The sequence below is a fragment of the Tsukamurella pseudospumae genome, assembly GCF_001575195.1.
GTDB classification, from domain to species: Bacteria; Actinomycetota; Actinomycetes; order Mycobacteriales; family Mycobacteriaceae; genus Tsukamurella; species Tsukamurella pseudospumae.
In genome coordinates, this window is record NZ_LSRF01000058.1 from 436,842 (window position 1) to 460,110 (window position 23,269).

Annotated in this window: 25 protein-coding genes; 16 read left to right on the forward strand and 9 right to left on the reverse strand. The window is 70.1% G+C overall.

All coding sequences use genetic code 11. The features are described 5' to 3' along the window. Positions 1-43: 43 nt before the first annotated feature. Together AXK60_RS20400 and AXK60_RS20405 are read right to left on the reverse strand one after the other, a co-directional pair. Positions 44-355 carry an EthD family reductase gene (locus AXK60_RS20400; protein ID WP_068573947.1) on the reverse strand — a complete coding sequence of 104 codons (312 nt, stop codon included), beginning with the start codon at positions 353-355 and terminating at the stop codon, positions 44-46. Between the two features lie 273 nt (positions 356-628). Further along, on the reverse strand, positions 629-943 hold the full coding sequence (locus AXK60_RS20405) for a hypothetical protein (RefSeq protein WP_068573949.1): 315 nt from the start codon (positions 941-943) through the stop codon (positions 629-631). Positions 944-1,291: 348 nt separating this feature from the next. Between AXK60_RS20405 and dnaK the strand changes: the two genes are divergently transcribed. The 4 genes from dnaK to AXK60_RS20425 are packed head-to-tail and all read left to right on the forward strand — an operon-like array spanning position 1,292 to position 5,383. After that, positions 1,292-3,133: a molecular chaperone DnaK gene (gene dnaK / locus AXK60_RS20410; RefSeq protein WP_068573951.1), complete on the forward strand. Its 1,842-nt coding sequence runs from the start codon at positions 1,292-1,294 to the stop codon at positions 3,131-3,133. Continuing rightward, the gene (gene grpE / locus AXK60_RS20415; protein WP_068573952.1) at positions 3,133-3,705 is read left to right on the forward strand and encodes a nucleotide exchange factor GrpE; all 573 of its coding nucleotides are present in this window, start codon (positions 3,133-3,135) and stop codon (positions 3,703-3,705) included. Before dnaK ends, grpE begins: the two co-directional genes overlap by 1 nt. A 17-nt stretch (positions 3,706-3,722) precedes the next feature. After that, positions 3,723-4,982: a molecular chaperone DnaJ gene (gene dnaJ, locus AXK60_RS20420; RefSeq protein ID WP_068573954.1), complete on the forward strand. Its 1,260-nt coding sequence runs from the start codon at positions 3,723-3,725 to the stop codon at positions 4,980-4,982. 2 nt (positions 4,983-4,984) lie between these two features. After that, positions 4,985-5,383, forward strand: a complete 399-nt coding sequence (locus AXK60_RS20425) for a heat shock protein transcriptional repressor HspR (protein WP_068573955.1) — start codon at positions 4,985-4,987, stop codon at positions 5,381-5,383. 104 nt (positions 5,384-5,487) lie between these two features. On the opposite strand, the gene AXK60_RS20430 is transcribed toward AXK60_RS20425, so the two are convergent. After that, positions 5,488-6,636 (reverse strand): FAD-binding oxidoreductase, encoded by a 1,149-nt coding sequence (locus AXK60_RS20430; protein ID WP_068573957.1) that lies wholly within the window; start codon positions 6,634-6,636, stop codon positions 5,488-5,490. Between the two features lie 229 nt (positions 6,637-6,865). On the opposite strand from AXK60_RS20430, the gene AXK60_RS20435 reads away from it, so the two are divergent. The 5 genes from AXK60_RS20435 to clpB all read left to right on the forward strand — a co-directional run bounded on the left by AXK60_RS20435 (position 6,866) and on the right by clpB (position 13,906). Next, on the forward strand, positions 6,866-7,663 hold the full coding sequence (locus AXK60_RS20435) for an SGNH/GDSL hydrolase family protein (protein WP_068573959.1): 798 nt from the start codon (positions 6,866-6,868) through the stop codon (positions 7,661-7,663). Between the two features lie 21 nt (positions 7,664-7,684). After that, positions 7,685-8,965, forward strand: a complete 1,281-nt coding sequence (locus tag AXK60_RS20440) for a lipase family protein (protein ID WP_068573961.1) — start codon at positions 7,685-7,687, stop codon at positions 8,963-8,965. Positions 8,966-9,016: 51 nt separating this feature from the next. Beyond that, positions 9,017-9,640, forward strand: a complete 624-nt coding sequence (locus AXK60_RS20445) for an SGNH/GDSL hydrolase family protein (protein WP_068573963.1) — start codon at positions 9,017-9,019, stop codon at positions 9,638-9,640. Between the two features lie 33 nt (positions 9,641-9,673). Continuing rightward, entirely contained in the window at positions 9,674-11,164 is a 1,491-nt protein-coding gene (locus AXK60_RS20450; protein WP_068573965.1) for a serine/threonine-protein kinase, read from the forward strand. Positions 11,165-11,353: 189 nt separating this feature from the next. After that, a complete protein-coding gene (clpB, locus tag AXK60_RS20455) occupies positions 11,354-13,906 on the forward strand; it encodes an ATP-dependent chaperone ClpB (RefSeq protein WP_068573967.1) in 2,553 nt (850 codons plus the stop codon). Positions 13,907-13,973: 67 nt separating this feature from the next. On the opposite strand, the gene AXK60_RS20460 is transcribed toward clpB, so the two are convergent. After that, a complete protein-coding gene (locus AXK60_RS20460) occupies positions 13,974-14,954 on the reverse strand; it encodes a YncE family protein (RefSeq protein ID WP_068573969.1) in 981 nt (326 codons plus the stop codon). Positions 14,955-15,121: 167 nt separating this feature from the next. Next, positions 15,122-16,591: an FAD-dependent oxidoreductase gene (locus AXK60_RS20465; protein WP_068573971.1), complete on the reverse strand. Its 1,470-nt coding sequence runs from the start codon at positions 16,589-16,591 to the stop codon at positions 15,122-15,124. Between the two features lie 64 nt (positions 16,592-16,655). On the opposite strand from AXK60_RS20465, the gene AXK60_RS20470 reads away from it, so the two are divergent. Together AXK60_RS20470 and AXK60_RS20475 are read left to right on the forward strand one after the other, a co-directional pair. Then, a complete protein-coding gene (locus AXK60_RS20470) occupies positions 16,656-17,684 on the forward strand; it encodes an alpha/beta hydrolase (protein ID WP_068573973.1) in 1,029 nt (342 codons plus the stop codon). Then, positions 17,681-18,064 carry a PPOX class F420-dependent oxidoreductase gene (locus AXK60_RS20475; protein WP_068573975.1) on the forward strand — a complete coding sequence of 128 codons (384 nt, stop codon included), beginning with the start codon at positions 17,681-17,683 and terminating at the stop codon, positions 18,062-18,064. The genes AXK60_RS20470 and AXK60_RS20475 overlap by 4 nt, the downstream gene beginning before the upstream one ends. A gap of 136 nt (positions 18,065-18,200) precedes the next feature. Here the strand turns inward: AXK60_RS20475 and AXK60_RS20480 are convergent, their stop codons facing one another. Continuing rightward, complete coding sequence (locus AXK60_RS20480) at positions 18,201-18,479, reverse strand: DUF202 domain-containing protein (RefSeq protein WP_068573977.1); 279 nt, start codon at positions 18,477-18,479, stop codon at positions 18,201-18,203. Then, positions 18,476-18,862, reverse strand: coding sequence for a YidH family protein (locus AXK60_RS20485; protein WP_068573979.1), 387 nt, complete (start codon positions 18,860-18,862; stop codon positions 18,476-18,478). The genes AXK60_RS20480 and AXK60_RS20485 overlap by 4 nt, the downstream gene beginning before the upstream one ends. 95 nt (positions 18,863-18,957) lie before the next feature. Between AXK60_RS20485 and AXK60_RS20490 the strand changes: the two genes are divergently transcribed. From AXK60_RS20490 to AXK60_RS20505, 4 genes are read left to right on the forward strand one after another with little or no spacing between them, the layout of a single operon-like run. Further along, positions 18,958-19,419 (forward strand): hypothetical protein, encoded by a 462-nt coding sequence (locus AXK60_RS20490; protein WP_139058060.1) that lies wholly within the window; start codon positions 18,958-18,960, stop codon positions 19,417-19,419. Positions 19,420-19,451: 32 nt separating this feature from the next. Continuing rightward, entirely contained in the window at positions 19,452-20,141 is a 690-nt protein-coding gene (locus tag AXK60_RS20495; RefSeq protein ID WP_139058061.1) for a type III secretion system chaperone family protein, read from the forward strand. Then, entirely contained in the window at positions 20,138-20,677 is a 540-nt protein-coding gene (pyrE, locus tag AXK60_RS20500) for an orotate phosphoribosyltransferase (RefSeq protein WP_068573985.1), read from the forward strand. Before AXK60_RS20495 ends, pyrE begins: the two co-directional genes overlap by 4 nt. Beyond that, positions 20,674-21,381, forward strand: coding sequence for a TrmH family RNA methyltransferase (locus AXK60_RS20505; protein ID WP_068573987.1), 708 nt, complete (start codon positions 20,674-20,676; stop codon positions 21,379-21,381). The genes pyrE and AXK60_RS20505 overlap by 4 nt, the downstream gene beginning before the upstream one ends. 3 nt (positions 21,382-21,384) lie before the next feature. On the opposite strand, the gene AXK60_RS20510 is transcribed toward AXK60_RS20505, so the two are convergent. Beyond that, on the reverse strand, positions 21,385-21,756 hold the full coding sequence (locus AXK60_RS20510; RefSeq protein ID WP_068573990.1) for a type II toxin-antitoxin system VapC family toxin: 372 nt from the start codon (positions 21,754-21,756) through the stop codon (positions 21,385-21,387). Then, a complete protein-coding gene (locus tag AXK60_RS20515) occupies positions 21,753-21,989 on the reverse strand; it encodes a type II toxin-antitoxin system Phd/YefM family antitoxin (RefSeq protein ID WP_068573992.1) in 237 nt (78 codons plus the stop codon). Before AXK60_RS20515 ends, AXK60_RS20510 begins: the two co-directional genes overlap by 4 nt. Before the next feature lie 133 nt (positions 21,990-22,122). Here AXK60_RS20515 and AXK60_RS20520 point away from each other — a divergent pair, with 133 nt between their 5' ends. Further along, on the forward strand, positions 22,123-23,238 hold the full coding sequence (locus tag AXK60_RS20520) for a glycoside hydrolase family 76 protein (RefSeq protein ID WP_068573994.1): 1,116 nt from the start codon (positions 22,123-22,125) through the stop codon (positions 23,236-23,238). Positions 23,239-23,269: the final 31 nt, after the last annotated feature.

Sequence of the window (23,269 nt, forward strand, 5' to 3'; positions counted from 1 at the left end):
GCGGGCGGGTCGCTTCGGCGGCCCGCCCGCTGTCGTGTCCGGGCTACAGCGAAACCTCGGTGACCTCGGTGAACACCATCGAGGCACCGCCGGTGGCGAAGTTCGCGACATCCTTGCCCACCTCGCGGCCGATGTCCGAGCCGAGCGCGGCCAGGAGGTCGGCCTTGCTGTCGAAGTACAGCTCGGCGACCTGGTAGATGTCCGGGGTGCTGCCGTCGAGCGTGTCGCCCTTCGACACCGCTGCGCTCCGCAGTCCGGGCAGCTTCGCGGCCAGCGGCAGGTGCGTGCCCGTGTAGTACGCGTCGAACGCCGCGGCGTCGGTCGGCTGGTTGTAGAGCACGGTCAGTCGGTACATCGGATCTCCTGGTTCTGGGACGCGGTCGCCCTCGACGCTACTGATCCGACGGTGCGCCCGGGTCGCTTCCGCGCTCGGCCGGCTTCGAGTGGGGGATTCGGTGTTTCATAGGGGACGAACGCCGCGCCCGACTCGCGACGTCACCTCTGGCCGGCGCGATCGAGCGGAGACGTGGTGGTGGCTGTCGGTGCCTTCATGACATAGCCGACTGGTGCGGGTGTGGATCCATCGAGTGCGTGGGTATGCTGCGCCCGCTGTGGTGATGAAGACGGTTCAGTGCGATGCGGCGGCCAGCGCGGTGATCACGACGATGGCCACCACGGGACCGGTCATCGCGAGGACGGTGGTGCACGCGATCCGGCACGGGCCGCGGCCCCAGGCGCTGCCGATCGCGGCGAGGAGGGGCGTCGTGAGTGCAGCGAGGGCGGCGACGCCCGCCAATTCGTCGAAGGCATCGAGGTCGTTGCCCAGGATCGCGACGACGAGCAGAACGAAACACCCGTAGGCCGCGCCGGAGGCGCACAGCGCCACGCGGGCGATGCGGGTGCGAAGGGCGTCGCGGTGGTCGGTACACACGGTGATCGTCATGCCTTCAGTTCAGCCGTCGGCGGGCGGTCACGGATGCGTGGAACTACTCGGATCGCCTCCTGATTCCTACCGTGCTGGGCCGGCACGTCGGACTGTGAGTGAGGTCACAGCGCACCGTCGAGCGCTGTGACCTGCAGAAACAGAACTTGAGTGGAATGGACTCAACTTTCTCGCGAAACGGGGAACATTCCCGTCCGGACGTCCGTTGGACATGACGTACTACTTGAGCGTGCCTCGCTCAATGGGGTAGAACTGACGTGTTCGCCCCTTGAGCCGGGGGCGCTGAAGTCTTGTCAGCAGGAAGTAACCATCGGCCGCACGCGGCCGGCAACCAGGAGGCAAACAAATATGGGACGTGCAGTAGGCATCGACCTCGGCACCACCAACTCGTGCGTCGCTGTCCTCGAGGGCGGCGAGGCTGTCGTGATCGCGAACGCCGAGGGCTCGCGGACCACCCCGTCCGTGGTGGCCTTCGCGCGCAACGGTGAGGTCCTGGTGGGTCAGCCCGCCAAGAACCAGGCCGTCACGAACGTCGACCGCACCATTCGCTCGGTCAAGCGCCACATCGGTACGGAGTGGACGCAGAAGATCGATGACAAGGACTACACCAGCCAGGAGATCAGCGCCCGCACGCTGATGAAGCTCAAGCGCGACGCCGAGGCGTACCTGGGCGAGGACGTCACCGACGCCGTCGTCACCGTGCCCGCGTACTTCAACGACGCGCAGCGCCAGGCCACCAAGGAGGCCGGCCAGATCGCGGGCCTGAACGTGCTCCGCATCGTCAACGAGCCCACCGCCGCCGCGCTCGCGTACGGCCTGGACAAGGGCGAGAAGGAGCAGACCATCCTGGTCTTCGACCTCGGTGGCGGCACCTTCGACGTCTCGCTGCTGGAGATCGGCGACGGTGTCGTCGAGGTCCGTGCGACCTCGGGCGACAACAACCTCGGCGGTGACGACTGGGATCAGCGCATCGTCGACTGGCTCGTCGAGAAGTTCAAGGCGCAGCACGGCATCGACCTGACCAAGGACAAGATGGCCATGCAGCGTCTGCGCGAGGCCGCCGAGAAGGCGAAGATCGAGCTGAGCTCGGGCCAGAGCACCTCGATCAACCTGCCCTACATCACGGTGGACGCCGACAAGAACCCGCTGTTCCTCGACGAGAACCTGAGCCGTAGCGAGTTCCAGAAGATCACCAACGATCTGCTGGAGCGCACCCGCAAGCCCTTCCAGGCCGTCATCAAGGACGCCGGCATCGCTGTGGGCGACATCGACCACGTCGTGCTCGTCGGTGGTTCCACCCGTATGCCCGCCGTCACCGAGCTGGTCAAGGAGCTCACCGGCGGCCAGGAGCCCAACAAGGGCGTCAACCCGGACGAGGTCGTCGCCGTCGGCGCCGCCCTGCAGGCCGGCGTGCTGCGCGGCGAGGTCAAGGACGTGCTGCTGCTCGACGTCACCCCGCTGTCCCTCGGCATCGAGACCAAGGGCGGCGTGATGACCAAGCTCATCGAGCGCAACACCACGATCCCCACCAAGCGCTCCGAGACCTTCACCACGGCCGACGACAACCAGCCGTCGGTGCAGATCCAGGTCTTCCAGGGTGAGCGTGAGATCGCTGCGCACAACAAGCTGCTCGGCAGCTTCGAGCTGACCGGCATCGCGCCGGCTCCGCGCGGTGTGCCGCAGATCGAGGTCACCTTCGACATCGACGCCAACGGCATCGTGCACGTGACCGCGAAGGACAAGGGCACGGGCAAGGAGAACACCATCAAGATCTCCGACGGCAGTGGCCTGTCGCAGGAGGAGATCGACCGGATGATCAAGGACGCCGAGGCGCACGCCGCGGAGGACAAGGCTCGTCGCGAGGAGGCGGAGACCCGCAACCAGGCCGAGTCGCTGGTCAATCAGACCGAGAAGTTCCTGTCCGAGAACGCCGACAAGGTTCCGGCCGAGAACAAGGAGAAGGTCGAGGCCGCGATCAAGGAGGCGAACGAGGCGCTCCAGGGCACCGACATCGCCGCCGTCAAGGCCGCCGTCGAGAAGCTGTCGACCGAGTCGCAGGCTCTGGGCCAGGCCATCTACGCCGCGGCCGGTGCCGAGGCCGGTGCCGACGGTGCCGAGGCCGGCGCTCAGCAGGACGACGGTGTCGTGGACGCCGAGGTCGTCGACGAGGATCCGAAGGACGCCAAGTAATGACGAGCCCCGAGAATCCGGTGGAACCGGACGAGGTGACCCCCGAGGCCGTGGCGGAGGAATCCGCCGCGGCCCCGGCCGGGCCGGACGACGCGGCGCAGGCCGAGGTCGTGGACGGGGCGCCGTCGAGCAAGGAGGCGGAACTCACCGCCGATCTGCAGCGCGTCTCGGCGGAGTTCGCCAACTACCGCAAGCGCACCGCGCGCGAGGTCGTCGACGCCCGTGCCGCGGGCAAGGCCTTCGTCGTGGGTGAGCTGCTCGTGGTTCTGGACGATCTGGATCGGGCGCGAGGTCACGGCGACCTCGAGGCCGGACCGCTGAAGTCAGTGTCCGACAAGCTCGACGGTGTGCTCAAGGGGCTCGGTCTCGAGCCCTTCGGCGCCGAGGGCGACGAGTTCGATCCGTCGATCCACGAGGCCGTGCAGCACGAGGGCGACGGTGCCGATCCCGTTCTGGGAGCGGTGCTGCGCCAGGGATATCAGATCGATGGCAAGGTGATCCGTAACGCCATGGTCGCTGTGACGGACCGTCCGGCCGATGCGCCGGGTGAGTCCGCTCAGGGCGACTCATAGAAAGGAGGTGATGCCCAGTGGCACAGAGGGAATGGGTCGAACAGGACTTCTACAAGGAGCTGGGCGTCAGCTCCAGCGCGAGCGCCGACGAGATCAAGAAGGCCTACCGCAAGCTCGCCCGTGAGCTGCATCCGGATGCGAATCCGGGCAACACGCAGGCCGAGGAGCGCTTCAAGCGGGTCTCGGAGGCGCACGCCGTGCTCTCCGACCCGGCCAAGCGCAAGGAGTACGACGAGACGCGACGCCTGTTCGGCGCCGGTCGCTTCGGCTCCGGCGGTTCGGGCGGCTACGGCGGCGGCGCAGGTGGTTTCGGCTCCGGCGGCTTCGGCAACGCCGGGGGCGGTTCGGGAGGGTTCTCCTTCTCGGACATCTTCGACGGTGCCGCCTCCGGCAACGGCGGTGGCGGCGGTGGCGGAGGCTTCGGAGACATCTTCGAGGGCCTCTTCAACCGCGGCGGCGCGGCGCAGGGCGGCCCCGGCCCTCAGGCCACGCGGCCCCGTCGGGGCAGCGATCTCGAGTCGGAGATCACGCTCGGTTTCCGGGACGCGACGCTCGGCGTGACCACGCCGATCACGCTGACCTCGCCGTCGCCGTGCACCACGTGCCACGGTTCCGGCGCCAAGCCGGGAACCAGCCCGCGGGTGTGTCAGTCCTGCAACGGTTCCGGACTCGTGAGCCGGAACCAGGGGGCGTTCAGCTTCTCCGAGCCGTGCCCGGACTGCCGCGGCACCGGCTCGGTGATCGACGACCCGTGCACCGACTGCAACGGCACCGGCGTCACTGTGCGCACCCGCACGGTGAACGTCAAGATCCCGCCCGGCGTCAAGGACGGTCAACGCATCCGCCTGGCCGGCCAGGGGCAGGCGGGGATGCGCGGGGCACCGTCGGGCGATCTGTTCGTGACCGTGCAGGTGAAGGCCGACGAGGTCTTCAGCCGCAACGGCGACGACCTCCTGGTCACCCTGCCCGTCAGCTTCTCGGAGCTGGCGCTGGGCGCCACCGTCACGGTGCCGACGCTGACCCAGTCCGTCGGCGTGAAGATCCCGGCGGGCACCACCGACGGCCGCACCCTGCGGGTGCGTGGTCGGGGTGTGCCCAAGCGGGCCGGCGGTCACGGTGACCTGCTCGTCAAGGTGCAGGTGGCGGTCCCGCCGTCGCTCGACGAGCGGGCCCAGGAGGCGCTGCGGGCCTACACCGAGGCCGAGCGCGCGAGCGGATTCGATCCGCGCAGCGGCTGGGCCGGTGCAGCGGGCGGCGCGAGCGGCCCGGGGGCGTGACGATGAACGGCGACAAGCGGTTCCCCGACGATCCGGACGCGCACGTGTTCATGATCTCGGTGGCTGCGCAGCTCGCGGGGATGCACGCGCAGACCCTCCGCACGTACGACCGGCTCGGGCTCGTCACGCCCGAGCGGTCGGCGGGCGGGGGTCGGCGCTACTCCACGCGGGATGTCGATCTGCTGCGCGAGGTGCAGCGACTCTCGCAGGACGAGGGCGTGAACCTCGCCGGCATCAAGAGGATCATCGACCTCACCAACCAGGTCGACGCGCTGCAGCGGCGCGTGGAGGAACTGACCGCCCAGGTCGAGACCGTGCACCGCACCGGCACCGAGCTGGTGCACGTGCCGAAGTCCTCTGCCATGGTGGTCTGGCAACCCCGCACCCGCCGCCGCGGCTAGGAGCTGACCTCTCCTTTGCCCCGGGCCGTCAACCCCGGACCCGCCGCTCGCGCGGACCCACTGATCCGCAAGGCCCGCTCCCAATCGGGAGCGGGTCTTGCGCGTCACAGCGGGTCGTGGAGCACGTCCTCCGGGGCGGCGCCGCGGGAGATCGCGGCCTCGCGCGCGGCGCGCAGCAGGCCCTTCGGGCCGGCGATCAACACCTGTCGTCCGGTGAGGTCGAGGTCGGCCATCGCGTCGACCAGCGAGCCGTGCCGCAGCGGCAGGCTGCGGTACGCGGTGGCGGGGCGCTTGAGCCACCAGGGATCCCGCCGCGCATCGGTCACCTGCGTCACCTTCAGCCACGGATTCGTGGCGGCGAGCGGCGCCAACGAATCCGAGTCGTAGAGCAGCCCCGGCGATCGCGCCCCCAGCAGGAGGTGCACGTCGGGGTTGTCGGCGTTCATGCCCATGGCCAGCAGGATCGACTTCATCGGTGCGAGGCCCGTGCCCCCGGCGATCATGGTGACCGGACGGTCACCGTCGGGCCGGAGAAGCCCGTGGACCTGCCCGAAGAGCCACAGGTCCCCGACGCGGGTCTCGGCGAAGACGGTGCTCGAGACGTACCCGCCGTTGACCGACCGGATGTGGAACTCGACCTGCCCCTGCGTGTTCGGCGGTACGGCGATCGAGAGCGGGCGCCACTGCCGCGGGACCTGAGGGATCTGCGTCTCCACGTACTGGCCGGGCCGGAACAGGAGGGGCTCGTCGGTCACGAGCCGCACGACGGCGAGCCCCGGGTGCGGTCGGAGCACCTCGACGACGCGGCCCGTGCGGCGGGCGGGCGTGGGATCGGAGTGTGCGCCGCCGCGCATCACGCCGGTCACCAGCCGCACGCCCTGCTCGAGCACCTCGGCGTCCTCGGGATCCAGCCCGCCGTGCGGACGGTAGACCGCGTGCACCTCCGCGATGAGCGCGTCGGTCATCGTGTCGTAGTTCGCCTCGGTGAGCCCGTACTTGCGGTGGTCGCGGCCGAGTTGCGCGAGGAACTCGATGAGTTCGTCGTGGCCCTCGGTCTTCGGAATCGCGGTGAAGACATGGTCGAGCACCCGGTGGAACACGGCCCGGTGCGCCGTCATGCTGGCGGGGAACAGGTCGCGCAGCGACGGATCCATCGCGAAGAGCCGGGCGAACAGGTTCTTGGTGAACTCGTCGGCCTCCGGGCGGATGTCGGCGGCGATCTGCGCCAGACCGTGCCGTGAATGCGAACCCACCTCGCGTCCGCTCCTGCCCGTTGGAACCCGTACCTGACCCGACCATTCTACGTGCAGGCGCATGCCGGGAGTCGGACGCGGATCACACGCGTCGAGGCGGGCCGGGTCGCCGGCGATCGAGTACATTCCTTGCAGGAGCCCGCGGCATCACGTCGCGGGTTCGTCCTGTGCGAGCCGCGAGCCGGATCGCCACCACGATCCACCGAGCTCAAGAGAAGGGCCCGCCGCCATGGCCGCACCGCGGAACCGTCGTCACCTGCGTCGATTCGGATACGGCGTCGCGCTCGGCGCGGGCATCGCGTTCGCCCCGTTCGCGATCGCGGCCGCGTCGGCGGACCCCGGCGCAGGGCAGGGCGGCTCCGTGAACACGAATGGCGCGCAGCCGGTGGCCACGCAGCGCATCGCGCTCGCGAAGCCCGTCGCCCTGGCGAAGCCCGCGGTCCGCGTGGCGCCCCGCGTCGCCCCTGCCGGCGGCCGGACCGCGCCGCGCATCCAGTCGGCCGCGGACCGTCGCCCGGTCGTCGTGATCGGCGCGTCGGTCTCGGCCGGCAAGGAGGTCCCGAGCGTCGACGCCTACCCGCGTCAGGTCCGGGCCATCTCGGACCGTCCCGTCCTGGTCAGTGCCCGCAGCGGCGCAGGCTACGCGGACGGATCCATGGCCCAACTCACCCGCGCCGCCGACCTCCCGCGCACCAACCCGTCGCTGGTCGTGTTGCAGGCCGGCACCAACGACGTCGGCGCGTCGCCCGGCGTCGTCGCGGGGCAGGTGCGGCAGGTCGTGTCGACGGTGCGCCGGCAGGCGCCCGGCGCCAGGATCGCCGTGGTCACCGTGTTCCCGTCCATCCACAACGGCGCCGCGGCCCGCAGTACCGACGCCGCGATCGTCGGCGCCGCGCGGGCGGTCGACCCGTCCGTCGCTGTCATCTCGCCGCTGAACGAGGGGTGGCGCTACCGTGCGTCCGCCGACGGGCACCCCGGCATCGCCGCGCACGAGCGCCTCGCCGAGCGAGTTTCTGCACTCGCCTGAATTCGGCATTAGCCTGAGGCGATGACGCCCAGGATCCCGCGACCGCCTCTGCCCGAGGGCGACCCCTTCCTCGTTCCGGTCGCGGGTTTCGCGGACGCGGCGCCCGGCGCGATCCTACGGAGCCGCCGCGTCGAGCTGGGCGTGTTCGGCGGCGTGCGGATCCCGCACCGCGCCTGGCAGGTCCAGTACCGCACCGCCGACCACGACGGTGCGCCGCAGACCTCCATCGCCACGCTGATCCTCCCGGCCGGTGCCGCCGACGGTCCGCGGCCGCTGCTGTCCTTCCAGTGCGCGATCGACTCGCTCTCGCCGCGCAGTTTCCCGTCGTACGCGCTGCGCCGCGGCGCCCGCGCGTACGGTTCGGCGACCCGCTGGGAGCTGCTCGTCGTCGGAATGGCGCTCGCCCGCGGCTGGGCGGTCGTCGTTCCCGATCACGAGGGCACGTCCGGGAACTGGGGCGTGCCCCGCGAGTCCGGGTACTGCACGCTCGACGGGATCCGTGCGGCCCGCGCCTTCGCGCCCTTCGGCATCAGCCCGCAGGATCCGACGGTGCTGTTCGGCTATTCCGGCGGCGGCCTCGCCACCGCCTGGGCCGCGGAGTTGCAGCCCTCCTACGCGCCGGAAGTACCGCTGGCCGGCGCCGTCGCGGGGAGTCCCGTCGGCAATCTGCGCAACACCTTCCTGCGGCTCGCGGGCGGTCCGTTCGGCGGCCTCGCGCTCGCCGTCGTCGCGGGCCTCTATCGCGCCTACCCGGACTTCCGGGCCGACCTCGACGCGCACAGCACTCCGCAAGCGCGGGAACTGCTCGCGAGCGCTGCGGAGTTCAGCACGATCGGGGCGGTTGCCCGGTTCCGCGGGTTCGACGTCGGATCGGTCCTGACTATGCCCCTCGAGGAGTTCCTGGCACGGCCCGCGCAGGCGGCGATGTTCGCCGACATCGAACCCGGGCGGGAGGCACCGTCGTGCCCCTTGCTGGTGGTGCAGGCCGTCCGCGACCCGATCATCTCCGTCGACGACGTCGACGGCCTGGTCGCGACCTACCGTGAGCTGGGAGCCGTCGTCGACTACCTGCGTGACGGGGCGTCGGAGCACCTCACCGCCCTGGTGCTGTCCGTGACGCCGAGCTTGGACTGGCTCGCCGCGCGGATCGCGGGGGTGCCCGCGCGCGACCGGACTCGTTCGACGGTGCTCGCCGCTCGCCCGGGCGTCTGGCGGGGTCTGCTCCGGCACGGCGCCGTCGTCGTGCGGACGGCCGGTGGCCGAGTGCTCGGGTCGCGGCGGCGGATCCGCCCTGCCGCGTAACAAGAGTTGCGAAAGTTATGCATGTGACGAGTGTTGTGTCACGATGTCGGCATGAGCGTGTCGCGTTTGGGGGTAATCGTCGGGACCGGTGTCCTCGTGGCGTCCTTGGGTGCGGCGCCGGTCGTCGCCGTGCCCGCTACGCAGGGCTCCGACGGGCGCCCGATCGTGGTGATCGGCGCGTCGATCTCGACGGGGTACGAGGTGGCCGGAGTCGTGGCCTACCCGCGGATGATCAGCGCCATCGCCGGCCGCTCGGTGTACCTCAGCGCGCGCAGCGGCGCCGGGTACAACGACGGTGCGATCGCCGGGCTCACGCAGGCCGCGAACCTGCCCGCGCATGATCCGTCGCTCGTCGTGGTGCAGGCGGGGTCCAATGACGTGGGCGCCTCGACGTCCGCGATCGACGCCCAGGTGCGGCAGGTCATCACGACGGTGCGCCGGCAGGCGCCGAATGCCAAGGTCGCGCTGATCACGGTGTTCCCGACGGTCCGCGGTGGCGGTCCCGACGCCCGCGCCACCGAGGCCGCCATCGTGGGCGCCGCCCGGTCCGTCGATCCGACGGTGTCGGTCATCTCGCCGCTCAGCGAGGGCTGGGTCTACGGGTCCAGTGCTGACGGCCATCCCGATGCCGCGACCCACCAGAAGCTCGCGGAGCGCGTCGCCGCCCTGGCGTAGATCCGTTGCTATCGTTCATCCTGGGAGGGAACGATGCTGGAACCAGGGGAAGTCTTCGCCGGATACACGATCGAGCGGCGTCTCGGTGCGGGCGGCATGGGTGAGGTCTACGTCGCGCGGCATCCCCGGCTGCCGCGGCGTGAGGCTTTGAAGGTGCTGGCGCCGAATCTGGCTGACGATGCGCAGTTCCGGGCGCGGTTCGAGCGGGAGGCCGACCTTGCTGCGTCGCTGAGCCATCAGAACATCGTGGCGGTGCACGATCGGGGCGAGACCGACGGCCGATTGTGGATCGCGCTGGACCTCGTCGACGGGGTAGACCTCGGCGAGGTGGTGCGCCGCGGGCCGATGCCGGTCGGGGAGGTCGCACGGGTGGTGGGCGACGTGGCTTCGGCGCTGGACTTCGCCGGTGCGCAGGGGCTGATCCATCGGGATGTGAAGCCGGCGAACATCATGGTGAGTACCACCGGCCGGGTGCTGCTGACCGATTTCGGGATCGCGCGGTTGGGCGCGGAGAACTCCGAGCTGACCGGGACCGGGATGACGCTCGGAACCATCAGCTACGCCTCGCCGGAGCAGTTGCAGGGGCAGCCGGTGGATGCGCGGTCTGATCAGTACTCCTTGGCGGCGACTGCCTTTCACCTGTTGACCGGGTCGGTTCCGTTCACGAACACCAATGCCGGCGCAGTGATCGTCGCGCATGTGACGGCGCCGGTACCGAGTGTGCGGGTGGCCCGGCCGGAGTTGAGTGCGCGGGTCGATGCAGTGATCGCGCGGGGGATGGCGAAGTCGTCGGCGGACCGGTATCCGTCGAGCGAGGCCTTTGCCGCCGAGCTGGCTGCCGCGCTTGTGGAAGCGGCCGGAAGCGTGGCTCCCATTGATCCGACGATGATTGCGCCGGACCGCACGGTCATTCGCCCGGTGCTTCACAGTGACGATCCGTCAACAGGGAGGCCTCCCAACAAGTCGCGTTCGAAAGCCACTTCGACGCGGATCGTGGGCGCCATTGCTGCCATCTCAGGCTTGGCGGTGGTTGCAGGTACTTTCGGCCCTTGGGTGGTAACGACATTCAATCGCGAGGGATCGGTGTATACGGACCGAACGCCGGGGCTCGGCAAGACGTACTCGGATGTCGTCCAGCCCGGTGGAGCCTGGAAGCTTCTGTCCAACGGAGATTGGTATCTGGGGATAACCGATATGGGAATCGCCGCTGTGGTCGTCGGAAGTCTGATCGCCCTTGTGGGAGTAGCCCTCGCGGTCACCGCACGGCGTGTAGTCGCAGTCGTAGGAGCAGTACTCGGCGCTGTCGGCGTCGCGGGCGGGCTGTATGTCATGGTCAATCCGGACGTGGTGGACCAGTCGAGCAGTTGGCTGGGTTCGACAACATCGACCGGCTGGGGTCTGTGGATGGTGATGGTTGGCGCGGTGGCTGCCCTGGCCGCCTGCGCGACGGAAGTGGTCGCGAGCGCTGTCGATCAGGGGATCGAGGCTGCGCGCCCTCGGGTGCAGACGAGGATGAACGGGTAGCCGCGCACAACCGCGTGAGTGGCGAGACGCCGGCGACGTAGCGTGAATGTGGTGCGGGTCACCGTCGAATTGCGGGTTGAGCGGAACAGACTCAAGACTGTGGCGGTTGAACATGTCAGTAGGCATACTTGAGTGGAGAGCGCTCAGGTTGCACGACAAGTTCCGTCACGACCGCAGGAGGTCCAGTAAGTGGATTCGTTCAACCCCACCACCAAGACGCAGGCCGCGCTGACCTCGGCACTGCAGGCGGCGTCGTCCGCGGGTAACCCGGAGATCTCTCCGGCGCACCTGCTGGTGGCGTTGCTCGACCAGACCGACGGGATCGCCGCGCCGCTGCTCAAGGCGGTCGGCGTGGACCCCGTGACCGTGCGCAACCGCGCTCAGGAGATCGTCGACCGCAAGCCGAAGGCCAGTGGGTCCAGCTCCACGCCGCAGCTCAGCCGTGAGTCGATCGCCTCGATCAGCGCCGCGCAGAAGCTCGCGACCGAGATGGGCGACCAGTTCGTCTCCACCGAGCACGTCCTCTACGGCCTCGCGGAGGCCGGGGGAGAGGCCGCACAGGTGCTCGGCAACGCCGGAGCGAACCCTCAGGCCATCCGCGACGCCTTCACCGCCGTCCGCGGCAGCGCGAAGGTCACCTCACAGGATCCCGAGGGCCAGTACCAGGCGCTCGAGAAGTACTCGACCGACCTCACCGCGCGGGCCCGTGAGGGCAAGCTCGACCCGGTCATCGGGCGCGACAACGAGATCCGTCGCGTCGTGCAGGTGCTCAGCCGTCGCACCAAGAACAACCCGGTGTTGATCGGCGAGCCCGGCGTCGGCAAGACGGCGATCGTCGAGGGCCTGGCCCAGCGCGTCGTCACCGGCGACGTGCCGGAGTCCTTGCGCGACAAGACCGTCGTCTCCCTGGACCTCGGTGCGATGGTCGCCGGCGCCAAGTACCGCGGCGAGTTCGAGGAGCGGCTCAAGGCCGTGCTCGACGAGATCAAGGACTCGGCCGGGCAGATCATCACCTTCATCGACGAGCTGCACACGATCGTGGGCGCCGGCGCCACCGGCGATTCCGCGATGGACGCGGGCAACATGATCAAGCCGATGCTCGCCCGCGGCGAACTGCGGCTCGTCGGCGCCACCACGCTCGACGAGTACCGCCAGTACATCGAGAAGGACGCCGCGCTCGAGCGCCGGTTCCAGCAGGTGCTGGTCGGCGAGCCGAGCGTGGAGGACACCGTCGGGATCCTGCGCGGCCTCAAGGAGCGTTACGAGGTGCACCACGGCGTGCGCATCACCGATTCCGCGCTGGTCGCCGCCGCGTCGCTGTCGGACCGCTACATCACGTCGCGATTCCTGCCGGACAAGGCGATCGACCTCGTCGACGAGGCCGCCTCGCGCCTGCGGATGGAGATCGACTCGCGCCCCGAGGAGATCGACGCCGAGGAGCGTCTGGTCCGTCGCCTCGAGATCGAGGAGATGGCGCTGTCGAAGGAGTCCGATGCCGCGTCGAAGGACCGCCTGGAGAAGCTGCGCGGCGAGCTCGCCGACCACAAGGAGAAGCTGGCCCAGCTGAACTCGCGCTGGCAGAACGAGAAGGGCGCCATCGACTCGGTGCGCGCGCTCAAGGAGCAGCTCGAGACCCTCAAGGGCGAGTCGGAGCGCGCCGAGCGCGACGGCGACCTCGGCCGGGCCGCGGAGCTGCGCTACGGCCAGATCCCGGCACTGGAGAAGGAACTCGACGAGGCCGTCACCCGCTCGGGTGCCGCGTCCGACGGCGAGGTCATGCTCAAGGAGGAGGTCGGTCCGGACGATGTGGCCGACGTGGTCTCCGCCTGGACCGGCATCCCCGCCGGCCGCATGCTCGAGGGCGAGACCGCGAAGCTGCTGCGCATGGAGTCCGAGATCGGCAAGCGCGTCATCGGCCAGACCGCCGCGGTCGAGGCCGTCTCGGATGCGGTGCGCCGCACTCGTGCCGGCGTCGCAGACCCGAACCGGCCCACCGGCTCGTTCCTGTTCCTCGGCCCCACGGGTGTGGGCAAGACGGAGCTGGCGAAGGGGCTCGCTGAGTTCCTCTTCGACGACGAGCGCGCGATGGTGCGCATCGACATGTCCGAGTACGGCGAGAAGCACTCCGTCGCACGGCTCGTCGGCGCGCCCCCCGGGTACGTCGGCTACGAGGCCGGCGGCCAGCTGACCGAGGCCGTGCGGCGCCGCCCCTACACGGTGGTGCTGTTCGACGAGGTCGAGAAGGCCCACCCGGACGTGTTCGACGTGCTGCTGCAGGTGCTCGACGAGGGCCGGCTCACCGACGGTCAGGGCCGCACGGTGGACTTCCGCAACACGATCCTGATCCTCACGTCGAACCTCGGCGCGGGCGGCACGCCCGAGCAGGTGATGGCCGCGGTGCGCGCGAAGTTCAAGCCGGAGTTCATCAACCGGCTCGACGACGTGCTGATCTTCGACGCTCTGAGCCAGGATCAGCTCGGCGGCATCGTCGACATCCAGCTGGACCAGCTGCGCAAGCGGCTGTCCCAGCGCCGGCTCGAGCTCGAGGTCTCCGACGACGCTAGGGGCTGGCTCGCGCAGCACGGTTTCGACCCGCTCTACGGCGCGCGGCCGCTGCGCCGGCTGGTACAGCAGGCCATCGGCGACCAGCTCGCCAAGGCGCTGCTCGCGGGCGATGTCCGCGACGGTGACACGGTGCAGGTCACCCTCTCGCCGGACGGTGACCGCCTCATCGTCGGCTAGGGCGACCACGAAAGCGGGCGCGACCACCTCGGTCGCGCCCGCTTCGTGTGTGCCGCCGGCATCGTGGTCACCGCATCACGTGCACCACCTGTGAGTCCTGGTCGGCGACGTACAGCACCTTGCGGTCGGTGTCGACCGCCACCGCGGTGGCCTTGGTCCCCGGCCGGTACGTTCGCACCGTGTCACCGGTGCGCGCGTCGAGGGCGAACACGGTTCCCGTGTTGAAGTCACCCACGAACGCAGTGCCGCGGTACGGATCGAGGCCGAACTCGTACGCGGTGGTGCCCAATGGGATGGTCCGCCGAATGGTTCTGGTGTTCATGTCGACCAGCGTCACTGTGTCATCGTTGGTGTTGGCAACGAACAGATTGTTGCTGATCGGGTCGTACGCGCTCTCGAACGATGCTGTGCCGAGCGGGATCCGGTCGACCACGGTGAGCGTCTGAGAGTCGACGACGGCGACCGCCGACTCCTTGTCTGCGGTGATCACCACGTACAGCACGGCGCGCTTCGGATCAAAGCTGATCGAGTACGGTCGCGTTCCGATAGGATCGGAGTGCCGGACTTCACCTGTGGCCGCGTTGTATGAGGTGACGTCGAGGTCTCGGTTATTCGCCGTGTGCAGAGTATCTCGCCCCTGGTCAGCGGCGATGAAGGGGCCGTCGCCAACTGTGACCGTGTCGATGATCTCATCGGTCGTTGTATTGAGAATCTTTATCTTCCGGCCGGCAGTGGAACCGATGTACAGCCGGTCGCGTGTGCTGTCGATCTCCAGTTCGCTCGGGCGAAAGCCCGGCAGGTCCACCGTAGATGTGACGCTGTTCGTCGCCCCGTCGATGACCGTGACGCTCTCGCTCGTGTAGTTCGCGACGTAGACCTTATTGGCGGTCCGGTGCACCGCGATCGCGGACGGAGCCCGTCCCACCGGGACGGTTGCCACGGTCGATTCGGGGAGGAATCGGTCCGGTGCGTCCGGCTCGGCGAGCATCCGGTACGCGAGGAACCCGGCCCCGGCCAGAACGATCACGGTCGTGAGCGCGAGGATCACGATCAGGAGGCTGCGCCGGCGGGTTCTCGCGGTCGGCGCCGTCGGGAGAGGCGCGTTCGGTGTGGGGGGATACACCCATGCAATCTACTGTCGCGCGGCGCTCTCGCGCGTCGTCCGAACGGACGAATTCTCATGGCGCCGACCACCATGGCGAGGCATGTGGCGGGCTATTCGTGACGGGAGGGCAGCAGTCCCGCGTGGTAGTCCGCCACCAGGGCGTCGACGGTGCCGCGGGCGTCGAAGCGGTTCGTGCCGATCACTCCGGTCGCGCCGCGCTTGCTCCACCCCGCCGTGTACACGCCGGGGAGGGCGGCACCGTCGGGCCCGAGGACGCGACCGTCGGCGTTCGGAATGACCCCGCGCGCGTCGTCGAAGGGCACGCCCGGCACGGACGTGCCGCGCAGCCCGATCGACGCCAGCACCATGCCGCAGTCCAGGCTCCCCGGCGCTCCGTGGTCGTCGAAGGTGACGGACAGCGCACCGTCGGAGGCGGTGATACCGGTGGGCGGGGTGCCGAACCGGAGCACCACCCGCCGCTCGTCCGAATCCGCATCGGCAGACGGTAGACCTTGCAGCAGTGCCAGTTTCTGCGTGCGGTAGAACCGCGTCTGGTCGTCGCCGGCGTCGTCGGAGGGCTCGATGAGGTCTCGGGGTTCGACGACCACCGGCACGGTGCGGGCGAGCCCCACCAGCTCCGGCGACGTGAACGCGGCGTGCTCCGGACCGCGCCGGCCGAGCACCACGACCTCCCGCACCCGCGAACCCCTCAGGGCAGCAAGGGAATCGTCGGTCATGTCGGTGTCGGCGAAGGTCTCGGGGTCGGCGGTGAGGATCCGCGCGACGTCCAGTGCGACGTTCCCGTTGCCCAGCACCACGACCCGCTCGCGCGTGAGATCGACAGCGAGACCGGCGAAATCGGGATGGCCGTTGTACCAGGCCACGAAGTCGGCGGCGGCGGTCACGCCCGGCAGATCCGCTCCCGGCAGGCCCAATGTGCGGCCGTGCAGCGACCCCACCGCGTAGACCACGGCGTGGTGGGTGCGAGCCAGATCCTCGTGCGAGACCTCCTCGCCGACCCGCACCCCGAGGTGTGTCGTGACGCCCTTCTGTGCACGGGATTTCGCGAACTGCTCCTGGACCTTCTTGGTGTCGGCGTGGTCGGGCGCGACGCCGAACCGGACCAGCCCGCCCGGCTCCGACAGGCGTTCGTACACGTCGATCTCGGCGCGGACGTCGATCCGGCTCTGCAGCTCGCTCACCACGTAGTGTCCCGCCGCGCCGGCGCCGACCACGGCGATCCGCAGCGTCGCGGCGTCCGAGGCGGGGCGTTTGCGGCCGAGTCGCGGGTCGGCGTACGGGTGATCGCGGTCCGCCGCCGACCCCACCGCCCGGTAGTACTCGGCGTTCATCGCCTCGAACGGCGCCATCTCCGTCGTCAGCTCGTAGTCGGTGGTGATCGCGCCCACCGGGCACGCGTCGATGCAGGCGCCGCAGTCGATGCACACGTCCGGGTCGATGTAGAGCATCTCCGCGGTCGCGTACTCCGGCTCGTCGGGCGTGGGGTGGATGCAGTCCACCGGACACTCCGGAACGCACGACCCGTCGTTGCAGCAGTTCTGGACGATCACGTGGGGCATACCTCGATAGTGGGCCGCGGGCCGCGCCGGGGCAAGGAGTCGCGCCGCGTGTCAGTCTGTATTCATGACCGCGCTCACCCCGCACATCGCCCGGACCCCGCGCCACACCACCGCGTACCTCGCGTCCGGACCGGTCGACGGTCCGCTGCTGGTCTTCGTGCACGGCTGGCCCGAGCTCGGATACTCCTGGCGGCACCAGCTCCGCGCGCTGGGGGCGCTGGGCCTCCGGTGCGTCGCGCCGGACATGCGCGGCTACGGATCGTCGACGGTGCACCCGGAGAAGACGGCCTACCGTCGGGAGGAGGCGGTGGCCGACATGCTGGAGTTGCTCGCCGCGCTGGGCCGGAGCAGCGCGATCTGGATCGGGCACGACTGGGGCGGGCCGGTGGTCTGGAACATCGCGACCCATCACCCCGAGGTCGTCGACGCCGTGGCCTCGCTCAACGTGCCGCACCTGCCGGCGAGCGGGCCGTCGATGCTCGACCTGATCGATCGCGACAAGTACCCCGCCGACGAGTACCCGTACGGCCAGTGGGACTACCAGGTGCACTACCTCAGGGCCTTCGACGAGGTGACCGACCAGTTCGAGAGCGACCTGCCCGGTCTGATCGCGGCGCTGTTCCGCCGCGGCGAGCCCCGGCATCTCGAGGGGCCGGCGCCCACCGCTCTGGTCAGCCGCAACGGCGGCTGGTTCGGCGGTGGACCGGTGCCGCAGCTGCCGCTCGACCCCGCAGTCCTGACCGCGGAGGACCACGCCGTCTACGTCGCGGCCTTCGAGCGGGGCGGCATGGCCGGCCCGAACTCCTGGTACGTCAATGGCAGGGCCGATGCCGACTACGCGAAGACGGAACTCAACGGCGGCCGCATCGACAAGCCCGCGCTGTTCCTGCACGGCCGGTACGACGCGACCCTGGACACCGTCGGGACCCGGCTCGCCGACCCGATGCGGGAGGCGTGCACCGACCTCACCGAGGTGATCGTCGACTCCGGGCACTGGATGGGCGAGGAGAAGCCCGCCGAGGTCAACGCCGCGATCGCGGGCTGGATCGCGCGCAGCGTGCCCGCGGCCTGGCCGGTTACGCTGGGCGCATGAGCAGCGTTGCCGATGTCGCGGACGCCCAGTACGTCCTGCTGACCACCTTCCGCAAGGACGGCACGCCCGTCGCCACCCCGATCTGGGCCGTGCGCGACGGCGCCGATCTCGTGGTGTGGACCGTCGCCGATTCCTGGAAGGTCAAGCGGCTGCGGCGCAACCCGTCGGTCCTGGTCCAGGCGTGCGACACCCGCGGCAAGAAGACCTTCGGGCCCGAGGTCGCCGGGACCGGCGAGGTCTTCGACGGCTCGGCCGCCGCGTCGAAGATCGCGAAGAAGTACGGAATCCTCGGGTGGCTCACGATCACCGGTTCCAAGATCCGACGGGGCGCCGACGGCACCGTCGGGATCCGGGTGCGCGACGCGGCCCGACCGGCGTAACGCGCGGGTTCCGGCCCGGGATACCGACGTCCGCCGCACGACTCTCCGATTCTGTCCGATCCGGACCGCGTGCCCGTATCGGTCAGAATCCGAGTGCGTCGCGATCGCGCGCTCCGAGACTCCCGGAATCCCGCAGTCAGAGCCGCACCGCGACCAGCCCCACCGCCGCCAGTACCGCGACGAGCACCGCGAACACCAGCGCGCGACCCGGCCCGAGCGGGGCCCGATGCAGGCGGGTGCCCACAGCGATCGCGGCCACCGCCACGCACGCCAGTGCCGTCGCGGGCCAGCTGGCCAGGGCGGCACGCGCCACGATCGCCGAGGTCATCAGCACCGCGACGACGGTCCGCACGCGCGCCAGCCGGGTCCGCTCGGCCGCCAGGCCCGACGGTGCCCCCGGGGTCCCCGGGTTCACGTCACCAGCATCGCGACGGCCAGCACGGCCCCGGCGAGCACGATCAGGGCCGCGAGCACGATCGTCGCGGGCGACCCGCGCAGGTCGCGGCCGGTGCGCATCGCGCCCTCGACCGACAGCCACCGTCGGAACGCGTATCCGGCCAGCCCCGCCGCGACGACCAGGAGCACCACCACCAGCGGTGTCCGCACCGCATCCGGCGCGACCGACGGCGCGAAGGCCTCCAGACCCACCGCCGCGGCGACGAGGCCCAGTGAGGTCCGGATCCAGGCGAGGAAGGTGCGCTCGTTGGCGAGGGTGAAACGCGCGTCCGGCGCCTCACCCTCGGTGAGGTCGCGCGGCGGCCACAGACGTCCCACGCCGACAACGCTAGCGGGGGTCATAGAGATTCGCTCGCCACATTCACAGGCGCGTCTCAGACACGCCGAATAGGTTCGCGCATGGTGTCGTCGAGGCGCCGCGATGGTACGGAACGGACGTGAGGGAGGTGGTCGCCGTGGGTGGTGACGCACGCTCCCGCAGCCCGTGGCCCGCCGTCCTGCTGTGCCTGCTCGGCATCGGCGTGGTCGGGGCGGGCATCGCGTACGCGCTGCACGTCTCGTCCGAGCTGGGTGGTTCTCGGCGCGTCCTGCCGGCCGCGCAGTCCGCCGGCGTCCCGGTGAGCGACCCGAAGACCGTGGCCATCACGCCCGGTCGTGAGGTGATCGGCGCGGTCCTGACCGTCGACGACGACGCCATCACCGTGCGTTCCGCGCCGGGTGGGCAGACCGTCGCGTTGAAGACCGGCCCGACCACCCAGGTGACCACGACGCACGGCAGCAGACTGACCGATATCGAGGTCGGTGACGTCGTGATGATTCAGGTGAGCGCCGACGGCAGGGCGGCGCTCGCGATCTACTCCGGTCAGATCTCCGTCGCCGGTACCCCGTCGGTCGGGTGAACTCCCCGGTCGACCCGCTACTGTAGGTGTCGATGTCGTACGTAGTGTTCCTGATCCTCGCGGTGGTGTGCGCGGCGCTCGCAGCCGCGCTCATCTGGTATGAGCGCACCCACTCGCCCAACATGCACTCCGAGCGCGCCGATTGGGCCGCGTCGCGGGAGTTCGTCTACAAGGCTGCGGACCCGTCGCTGCACGACGAGTTCCACCGCGGCGGCATGGCCGTCGCCGGCGATCCCGCGATCATCGACGTGGCCCACGGCGCCTACTTCGGGGCCGCCGCCTACGTCTTCGACCTGCAGGACGTGCTCACGGTCGCGGCCGTCAACCGCGGCGCGTCGTCCGGCGCACTGCTGGACCTGCGGCCCGGCAACGCGCTCCCGCCCACCGAGCCGGGCATGGAGCCGCTGGGCTCGCTCGGCCCGCGGGTGTTGTACACGAACAACGCCGAGGTCGCGCGCCGCGTCGCCGACCGTCGGATGATCACCTTCGCCGAACAGGTGCCCGAGCACATCGAGTCGCTGTGGAACGAGGGGGAGTGGACGCTGGCGGCGATGCCGACCACCGACGACCCCGAGGACCTCGACGAGGCGCTCGAGGCCGTCCGCCGGTTCGGCGATCTGCTGCGCGTCCTCCCGCCGGAGGGCCACGCCCGCGTGCTCACGTCGGGTGGTCCGCGGGATCCGGGTCAGCCGGAGCCCGTCCGTTCGGAGGGGCGACGGTGACCGATCGGGTTGCGAAGGCGCGGCTCGCCGAGCTCGTCCGTGAGCTGGCCGTGGTGCACGGCAAGGTCACGCTGTCCAGCGGCCGCGAGGCGGACTACTACGTGGACCTGCGCCGCGCGACGCTGCACCACGAGGCCTCGCCGCTCATCGGCAAGCTCCTGCGCGAACTCACCGCGGATTGGGACTACGCCGCCGTCGGCGGGCTGACACTGGGCGCCGACCCGGTGGCGACCGCCGTGATGCACGCGCCCGGCCGCCCGATCGACGCGTTCGTGGTCCGCAAGGCCGCGAAGGCGCACGGCATGCAGCGCCAGGTCGAGGGGCCCGATGTGGTGGGCAAGCGCGTCCTCGTCGTCGAGGACACGACCACCACCGGCAACTCGCCGCTCACCGCGGTCCGCGCGCTGCGCGACATCGGCGCCGAGGTGATCGGCGTCGCGACCGTCGTCGACCGCGCGACCGGCGCCGCCGATGTCATCGCCGCGGAGGGCCTCGAGTACCGCTCGGTCCTCGGCCTCGCCGACCTGGGACTGTGACCTCCGAGCCCGGCCCGGACGGGCTCGGGCAGGACGATCTCGGGCCGACCGAGTGGGTGACGGGCCTGCCCGGACCGCACACCGTCGGGCTGGGGCCGTGGGCCTCGGAGCATCCGGGAGAGCCGCTGCCGGACGACCCGCAATACGACCCGCAGCTGCTCGCCGAGGGCGACCGCCGCAACGTCGTCGACGCCTACCGGTACTGGACGCGGGAGGCGATCGTCGCCGACCTCGACGCCCACCGGCACCCGTTCCACGTGGCGATCGAGAACCTGGGGCACGACGCCAACATCGGCACCGTCGTGCGCACCGCGAACGCCTTCGGGGCACAGGCGGTGCACATCGTGGGGCGCAAGCGGTGGAACCGCCGGGGCGCCATGGTCACCGACCGCTATCAGCACCTGCATCACCACCCCGACACGGACGCCCTCGCCGCCTGGTGCGCCGCCGAGGGCCTGCCGATCGTCGCCGTCGACAACCTGCCGGGCTCGGTGCCCCTCGAACGCGCCTCCCTGCCCCGACGGTGCCTCCTCCTCTTCGGGCAGGAGGGCCCGGGCGTCTCCGGGGACGCACGCCACGTCGCGGATTCGACGGTGTCCATCGCCCAGTTCGGCTCGACCCGCTCGATCAACGTGGGCGTGGCCGCCGGCATCGCCATGCACGCCTGGATCCGCGAGCACGCGGACCTCGACGCCGCCTGGTGAGTACTAGGCGGTGTCGACGTCGTAGGCGCGGATCCGATCGTCGACCGTCAAGATCGGAACCTGCTCGACGATGCACTGGGCGACCAGCATCCGGTCGAACGGATCGCGATGGTGCCAGGGGAGGTCACGAAGAACGGCGGCATGGCGGACATCCAGGGGCAGCAACGTGAAGCCCTCGTCGATGAGGAACTCCTCGGTCATCTTCGGTGCATTCAACTTGCCGAGTGACGACTTGATGGCTACCTCTGCCACTGCGACCGACGACACGAGGGCTGTGTTCTTCTCCTCTTGGATCAGCGACCGGTGCGTTGCAGACAACTTCTGGCTGTCGGCGAGCCACCACAGGAGGACACGGGTATCGACGAGGAGTCTCACTCGCCGTACCAGTCCTTCAGTTCCTGGTCGGTGAGGTCGTCGAAGTCGTCAGCGATCTCGACCCCTGCCCATGCCCCGGGACGCCGCGCGGGATGGTCCGGGAAATAGGGCACGATCCGGGCGACCGGCTTGCCGTTTCGTGTGATGGTCATCTTGTCTCCTTGCTCGGCACGCGCGACCAGCCGCGAGAACTGCGTCTTCGCGGCGTAGATGTTGAACTCGGCGCTGCCCATACGCGCATCATACCTGGATTGGTCAGACCTGACCAGGTCCGTGTGGCCGCTGAGTGGGGTGTGGCGGACCCCGATTGGCTCGTCTGACCTGCGCGGACGTGCACACGTCGGTGGTGCGTGATGTGATGTCACCATGACGGTGGTCGAGTGGAATCAGCGCGCCGCTGCGGCGCAGGCTGCGGTGGTCGAGCGGCACCTGCGGCCCGTCTGGGGGATCCCCGCGACGCGCCTCGGCACGCCCGCCTACCCAGCCTCGCGGCGGGACGCGCTGTTCGTCAGCTGGAACTACTGGTGGCAGGCCCACCTGCTCGACGTGGCCGTGGACGCCTACGTGCGGGACGGCGCACCGTCGACCCGGAAACTGGTGCTGCGGATCGCCCGCGGGCACCGTCTGCGGAACCTGTTGCGCGTCACCAACTCCTATTACGACGACATGGCTTGGATGGGGCTCGCGCTGGAGCGGGCGCAGCGGCACGCGGGCCTGAACGCCTCGCGACGGCTGCGAGTGCTGCGCGACGAGCTGTACGACGCGTGGGTGCCCGAGGCGGGCGGCGGTGTCACCTGGCGCACGAAGGGGCTGTTCCTCAACGCGCCGGCCAACGGTCCGGCGGGTATCTTCCTCGCCCGGATGGGCCGGTTCGAGCGAGCCGAGGAGACCTCGGACTGGCTGCACCGCAGGCTCCTCGACCCGGACACCGGCCTGATCGACGACGGGGTCGACGGTGACTACGCCGACCCCGAGGGCGGGAAGCGCTATCCGGAGAAGTACTCGTACAACCAGGGCGTCACGATCGGTCTGGACACGGAGCTCTCGTCCGACCTGGCGCCGCGGCACGCCGAGCGTGCCGCCGCGCTCATCGCCGCTGTCGCCGAGCACATGACCTCTCGCGGCGTCGTGACCGGCGGTGGCGGGGGCGACGGGGGCCTGTTCAACGGCATCCTCATCCGCTACCTCGCGCTCGCTGCGCTGCAGCTGCGCGGCCCGGGGGCCGACGATGCCCGCGAGGCCGCGGCTGAGATCGTCTTCGCCTCGGCAGAGGCCGCGTGGCACGGCACCCGCGAGATCGACGGGCGTGTCATCTTCTCCGCGGACTGGACCCGCGACGCCCGGATCCCGGGCTCCACGGACACCCCCGCCCACTTCACGGGTGGCACCGTTCGCGGCAGCAGCACCCCCGAGCGCGACCTGTCCGTGCAGATCGGCGGGTGGATGGCCATGGAAGCGGCCGCGGCTCTGGCACGCAGTTGAGCTCAGTCTCATACCAATGATTGGTATGATG